This is a genomic window from Bacteroides sp. RTP31139st1_H2_RTP31139_211217 (assembly GCF_040227615.1).
Taxonomy (GTDB): Bacteria; Bacteroidota; Bacteroidia; order Bacteroidales; family Bacteroidaceae; genus Bacteroides; species Bacteroides uniformis.
Genome location: NZ_JBCNZM010000223.1, coordinates 1 through 6,124, shown reverse-complemented (window position 1 = coordinate 6,124; position 6,124 = coordinate 1). Strand labels below are relative to the sequence as shown.

Below are 6,124 nucleotides of genomic sequence, written 5' to 3'. Positions count from 1 at the left end.
TAGTGACAGTCGCTATTGTTGTATATAAAAGTTTAATACCTGTAGTTTGCCGAATGCTTACGGTTATTTTATGGCTTCGGTTATAGGGGCTATAACTTCAGTCTGGTTTTGGGCTTTTCGGGCTGATCTGAATCGGGATCGTCCTTGTTGCCGGGCTTGGGAACACCTCCGATGACGCGCTTGCCGTCGAGTGTGTCCATTGCCTCTTTGATGCTGATGCTTTGAGGCATTCCGCTTAGTTTGGGCGGGATGCGCTGCCTGTCGGTAAGGAAGTCGGGCATCCGGTGGACATAAGGTTCGGCTGGGGCGTGTCTCTGAGTGGGGTGTCATTTTTATGTGCGGAACTAAAATATTCCAGTTTTTGGCGTAGAAACTGGAATATAAAAAGTTAGTTCCCTCAATACCCAAGCATCTATCACGACTCTGTAGAAAAAGAAAAATACATTCATAAGAAGAATCCAAAGGTTTTTTCCTAATTTTGCAATTATGAATATAAGTTGGTCTGAAATAAAGCCTTATGTGAACGAGCTGCCTACTAACTATGCAGATAGAATAGGCAGGTTATATACTGATACTGTCACTGCTGCCTTTAAGAAAAGTAGCGGTCAGTTTTTCACACCGGTATCTATTGCCTATTTTATGGGTAAACAAATAAATGCGGATAAGGATTCTATCTCCGTATTAGATCCGGGATGTGGAACTGCCATATTATCATGTGCCGTGATTGAGAATTTGGTTTTGCAATCAAAGGTAAAACGGATAGAGTTGGTTACATACGAAACCGATGAGAACCTTATACCGGGATTACAAAAAGTTTTGGAATATATAACAATATGGGGGATGCGTCATGATGTCCGGATTGATTGCCGTTCATATTGTGAGGACTTTATTTTATCCAATTATCCAGTATTATATTCTGATACGATTTATGAAAGGGCAGAGAATTTGCAGAAATATGATTTGATCATATCCAATCCTCCCTATTTCAAGCTTTCCAAAGAGGACAAACGGGTAAAAGCAGCTCAATGTATTATAGACGGACAGCCCAATATATATTCTATATTTATGGCCATATCAGCTTTATTGCTTGCGGAACAGGGGCAAATGATTTATATAACCCCAAGAAGTTTTACTTCGGGAAGATATTTCCGTTTGTTCCGTAATTTCCTGTTTAAGCATGTACAGATAGATTTTGTTCACCTTTTCAATACCCGGAAAGATACGTTTTCCACAGATAATGTGCTTCAGGAAACAGTTATAATGAAATGTTCCCCTAAAAAGAAAGCAGATTATAATGTCGTTTTATCATACAGTGAGGGGCTTTCCGACTTGGCCACCCCTGCAATTAAAAAAGTACAGCGGAAAGAAATCATTGACCTTACCTCAAAAGAATTGATATTGCATTTGCCAGTCAGCCTTGAAGATGAGAAAATCATCAAGCTATTCAAATCATGGGATGGCAATCTGAATAAATATCATATCCAGATTTCCACCGGTCCGGTTGTGGCTTTTCGCTCAAAGGAACAATTATGTGAAACCTCTGGAGAAGGAACCGCAGCACTATATTGGTTGCATAACGTAGTAAAGATGCTGGCTGATCATCCTGTCGTCAAGGAAGGAAAACCCCAATTCATCCGTATAAATGAAATGTCTGTATCCACCTTGTTACCCAACAAGAACTATGTCCTGCTACGGCGTTTCAGTTCCAAAGACGATAATAGCCGGTTAATTGCCGCACCTTATTTTGGAAACATGACTTCCTGCGCACATGTAGGAATCGAAAACAAACTGAACTATATCTATCGTCCCAAAGGACACTTGAACCGTATGGAAGTAATGGGGATAGCTGCTTTATTGAATAGCGACTTGTTTGATAATTATTTCAGAACATTCAATGGAAATGTAAATGTCAGTGCTACGGAACTGAGGGAGATGCCCATGCCTCCCCTTGAAGTCATTGAATGTATCGGTAAAGACCTGATTGCCATGAATGATTATTCTATGGTAAACGTAAATAATATTGTAAACAAATATTTTATGTGATATGAGTAAAATAAGTGATGCACAAGATATATTGACTGTGTTGGGTTTGCCGCCGGCACAGCAGAATGAAATATCCGCTTTGACTTTACTTGCATTATGCGGATTAAAGGAGAAAGACAACTGGGCGGATGCCACTCGCAAGAGCCTAAAAATAAGCAAGGATATTATGGCATTTGTCAATGAGAACTATAAAAAAGAACAGCCGTATGCTCCAAATACACGGGAAACTTTCAGACGACAGGTGCTTCATCAGTTCTTACAGGCACGTATCGTAGATTATAACCCGGATAATCCGACTTTACCAGTGAACAATCCAAACGCCCATTACAAACTGACAGAAGAAGCCTATGAAACAATAAAATCATACAATACCCAAGAATGGGAAATAACAGCTCAAAACTTTAATGATGCGGTAGGACGATTGATTGAAGAATATGAGAAAAAACGTGAGATGGAAATGATACCGGTTACTATTGAAGGTATGGAATTTAAACTGTCTCCAGGCAAGCATAATGAAGTACAGGCGGCAGTCATTAATGAGTTTGCCCCCCGTTTTGCGGCAGGTGCAAAAGTCCTTTATATTGGTGATACTGCCAATAAAAACCTTTATTGTAACAAGGAGTTCTTGAAAGAAATAGGTATTCCAATCACAGAACACAGCAAACTGCCGGATATTGTCATTTATGACAGTAATAAAGAGTGGCTATTCCTAATCGAAGTGGTTACTTCGCATGGGCCGGTATCTCCCAAGCGTGTAATTGAGCTGGAAGATTTTACGAAAGAATGCAAAGTAGGGAAAGTATATGTTACCGCTTTTCCTGATAGAGCCGAGTTCAAGAAATATGTGGCTGATATTGCATGGGAAACCGAAGTTTGGATAGCGGAAAATCCAGATCATATGATTCACTTTAATGGAGACAGGTTTATAGGACCGAGATAAGTATTATGAATATTAATAAAGTCAAAAGACTATTAGATTCTCAATATCAAGAATTAGAATGTGGAGATGACAATGTGAAATTTAATGTGTTATATAATGTTATTGTAACCAAAAAAGATTTTCATATTATGTCGTATCATAATTCATTATACATAGATATAAAAAAGTTTATTTATGCTTATATAAAAGCTACTCAATCATTAGATTATGGATATGATGCAATAAATAATGATAAAATAAAAGAGGTTGTCTCTTTTTTAACACCCAAAGAGCAGTTATCAATTTATCACATTTTACGAACATCATACACAAATTCTGGTTTGGAAACAGATTGGATTCACAATTCTCTAAAAAGAGTTGAAATTTCGATAGCGAAAAAAGAAAAAAGGTGGTTTGCTTTCATATTATCTTATGCTTCATTAAATATTGGGACTTTACTGTTTGCATATTTTGTATATTTGTTGGTTTTATTTCTAGTCTTACATCCAGCCCCATATAAATGTTTGGAAATATATGAAGTGAATTTACACAATTTTTCAGAAAATAATTTTGTAAATTATATAATGAATACATTGGCTCTTGTTGTCGACAATGATAATTTTAAACCACAAATCACACCTCTAAATCTAAGAGGAATGATAATATATGTACTTGGAGGCATCATTTTCTATGTTCTAATAGCTAATTTCATTATTAGAAAAATAACAGATATTATCAATATAAAAGATTAGTATTATGGGAGTTTCATTGATAAATTATATACAAAAGCGTCTAAATTCACTGTTGTTTAGAATATTATGTATTGCATATGCAATTGTAATAATTAGTATTTCTATCAATCAATTTCCACTATGGGTATATTATGTTACAATTGCAATGTATTTCATTTCGTACATAATATTGAACAAGTATTCAAAATGTAGACTTTTAGTTGATTTTATTTTTACATTGGTGATATTATGGAATAAAGATATAAATATTAACTATTGCTATTTGTTTACGTTGCTTCCAATTATTAATTCAATAAATTATTCTGGTAAAAACAAGAGTTTTATGACGTTGTATATAGGTGTATGCCTATGCATTGTAATACTTGAAAAAAACATTAATATCTTTAATTTTATAGCACCTTTATTTCTATTTTTTATTGATTTGTATACTTGGCAAAAACGAAAGACTAATGATGTGTTATATGAACTTTCAGAGCATGTAGATTCATATTTTACACAATCGGAGGTAATTCAGAAACCACATCAAATATATAAGAATATAATAAAAGAGATCAATATTTTTCTAAAGGGAGATTATGTTGATTCTATATATAGTTATATTCTGAAAGATGATAATATTCTGTGGCTTATTAATTCTTCAGAGTTTATATGGGAAAGAACATTGGTTCTTTCTTCTGATGATATAGATTCTCTTAAACAAACTAAATCATTATATAGGATACACGATAACAAAATGTACTATTACTATTTAATTAAAATAGATACAATGGACTATATTTTTGTATCATCTATGCATAAAAGTATTCCTATATATTATCAATTAATAGGTATTGATTGTATATTTATCGCAGTATTTTCGAAGATTGCTAAGTTGTTGAATTCTGAATATAGGGTTTTTGAATATAAAAATAAGACATTTGAAGAGATGAGGGAAAAGTTAGCTTATGTAAATGCAGCAACAAAAATTATGCATTATATGAGAAATAAGTTAACGCCACTTACTAATATCGTAGAATACTACAGTAGTACAGAAGAACTATCTGAAAATATTAAGGATAAAATGGAAGCAAGGATCAAGAAAGAGGTTAAACAATCTAGTCGAGATTTACAGGAAATCATAGAAACAGCAGACTATATGCTTGAAAAAAGCAACAATCCTCTTTCTGCACTTGAGATAAAGGATATAAGTATAAAGAAAATATTTGTTATTTTATCAGAGATAGATGAACGATTATTATCTGGAATTGTTCTAGTCAATAAGGAAATAATGGATCTAAAGGATAATCTTGTGGTACGGACAAGTTTAACTGAAACAAAAATCCTATTTACAGATTGGATCAATAATATGCGAAAATATAAGAAAGACAAATGCAGAATAGAGTTTACAGTAGACAAAGAATATGCTCGTATAGATTTTTATAATGATTATAGTATCAGCCAAAAGGAATGTGATACTTTAATCAAGGATATTAATAATAATCAAAAAGATGCTGTTCTGCAAAGAAAAACTCACGGTATATACCAGATTAAATCTATTGTTCAAAATTTAGATATTGCAATAAAAGCTAATCGAGAAGTTGAAATTGATAAAGATACAGGAGAACAAAATCACTATATACACTTAAGTATTAACTATAAATTATATAATAAAAATGAAGATTCTAGTAATTGAAGATGAACTTGCAACTGTAAAAGGTTCCTTTGAATTAGCAAATCTATATGCTTTTGATGGTAATCTTCAGATTACTTTTGTTGTAAAATCTCAAGATGTAAATTTTCAACATATGAATGAGTATGCAGTTGTATTTGTAGATATTAGTTTAGCTAACAATTCTCAAATGGATGGTTTTAGCATTATGAAAAAGATACATGATGAGCAACCTGATGTTTTGAATAAAACTATTATTCTTACAGGAAATAATAAAATAGAAGAGAAACTTCAGGAACAAGATGTTGATTTTCAAAAAATAAAGATTGTGTATAAACCGGCATCTTACAAAACAATAGCTTCTGTAATAAAAGAAAAAACAGGGTGACATTAAGCAATCTAATTTAGTGTTTCGTTAAATAATAACCCACTTCACAGCTTCGATAAGAAACTGATGGAGCGGGGTTATTTTATATAGGGGCTATAACTTCAGCCTAGTTTTGGGCTTTTCGGGCTGATCTGAATCGGGATCGTCCTTGTTGCCGGACTTGGCGACACCTCCGATGACGAGCTTGCCGCCGAGTGTGTCCATTGCCTCTTTGATGCTGATGCTTTGGGCATTCCGCTTAGTTTGGGCGGGATGCGCTGTCTGTCGGTAAGGAAGTCGGGTATCCGGTGGACATAAGGCTCGGCTGGGGGTGTGTCCTTGTGTGTGGGGCTTTCACCGCAGCAGTCTATTTCTTTGATTTCTAAGCTCTCGTA

General features: G+C 34.2%; 6 protein-coding genes. 5 read left to right on the top strand and 1 reads right to left on the bottom strand.

Translation table 11 applies throughout. The features are described from left to right. Nucleotides 1–89 precede the first annotated feature (89 nt). A complete protein-coding gene (locus ABUA47_RS22335; RefSeq protein ID WP_230321245.1) occupies nt 90–281 on the bottom strand; it encodes a DNA methylase in 192 nt (63 codons plus the stop codon). 205 nt (nt 282–486) lie between these two features. Here ABUA47_RS22335 and ABUA47_RS22330 point away from each other — a divergent pair, with 205 nt between their 5' ends. The 5 genes from ABUA47_RS22330 (at nt 487) to ABUA47_RS22310 (ending at nt 5,750) form a co-directional block, all read left to right on the top strand. Continuing rightward, nucleotides 487–2,043: an Eco57I restriction-modification methylase domain-containing protein gene (locus tag ABUA47_RS22330; RefSeq protein WP_196031187.1), complete on the top strand. Its 1,557-nt coding sequence runs from the start codon at nt 487–489 to the stop codon at nt 2,041–2,043. A 1-nt stretch (nt 2,044) separates the two neighbouring features. Then, nucleotides 2,045–2,983: a BsuBI/PstI family type II restriction endonuclease gene (locus ABUA47_RS22325; RefSeq protein ID WP_196031186.1), complete on the top strand. Its 939-nt coding sequence runs from the start codon at nt 2,045–2,047 to the stop codon at nt 2,981–2,983. 5 nt (nt 2,984–2,988) lie between these two features. Continuing rightward, nucleotides 2,989–3,714, top strand: coding sequence for a hypothetical protein (locus ABUA47_RS22320; protein WP_196031185.1), 726 nt, complete (start codon nt 2,989–2,991; stop codon nt 3,712–3,714). A 322-nt stretch (nt 3,715–4,036) separates the two neighbouring features. Continuing rightward, entirely contained in the window at nt 4,037–5,386 is a 1,350-nt protein-coding gene (locus ABUA47_RS22315) for a hypothetical protein (protein ID WP_272223554.1), read from the top strand. Further along, a complete protein-coding gene (locus ABUA47_RS22310) occupies nt 5,367–5,750 on the top strand; it encodes a hypothetical protein (RefSeq protein WP_272223553.1) in 384 nt (127 codons plus the stop codon). The genes ABUA47_RS22315 and ABUA47_RS22310 overlap by 20 nt, the downstream gene beginning before the upstream one ends. The last annotated feature ends 374 nt before the right edge of the window (nt 5,751–6,124 follow it).

What these genes read in the sequence shown, in the direction of transcription:
- ABUA47_RS22315 (WP_272223554.1), top strand. Translation starts at nt 4,037, where the DNA reads ATGACGTTGTATATAGGTGTATGCCTATGCATTGTAATACTTGAAAAA.
- ABUA47_RS22325 (WP_196031186.1), top strand. Translation starts at nt 2,045, where the DNA reads ATGAGTAAAATAAGTGATGCACAAGATATATTGACTGTGTTGGGTTTG.
- ABUA47_RS22320 (WP_196031185.1), top strand. Translation starts at nt 2,989, where the DNA reads ATGAATATTAATAAAGTCAAAAGACTATTAGATTCTCAATATCAAGAA.
- ABUA47_RS22335 (WP_230321245.1), bottom strand. Translation starts at nt 281, where the DNA reads ATGCCCGACTTCCTTACCGACAGGCAGCGCATCCCGCCCAAACTAAGC.
- ABUA47_RS22330 (WP_196031187.1), top strand. Translation starts at nt 487, where the DNA reads ATGAATATAAGTTGGTCTGAAATAAAGCCTTATGTGAACGAGCTGCCT.
- ABUA47_RS22310 (WP_272223553.1), top strand. Translation starts at nt 5,367, where the DNA reads ATGAAGATTCTAGTAATTGAAGATGAACTTGCAACTGTAAAAGGTTCC.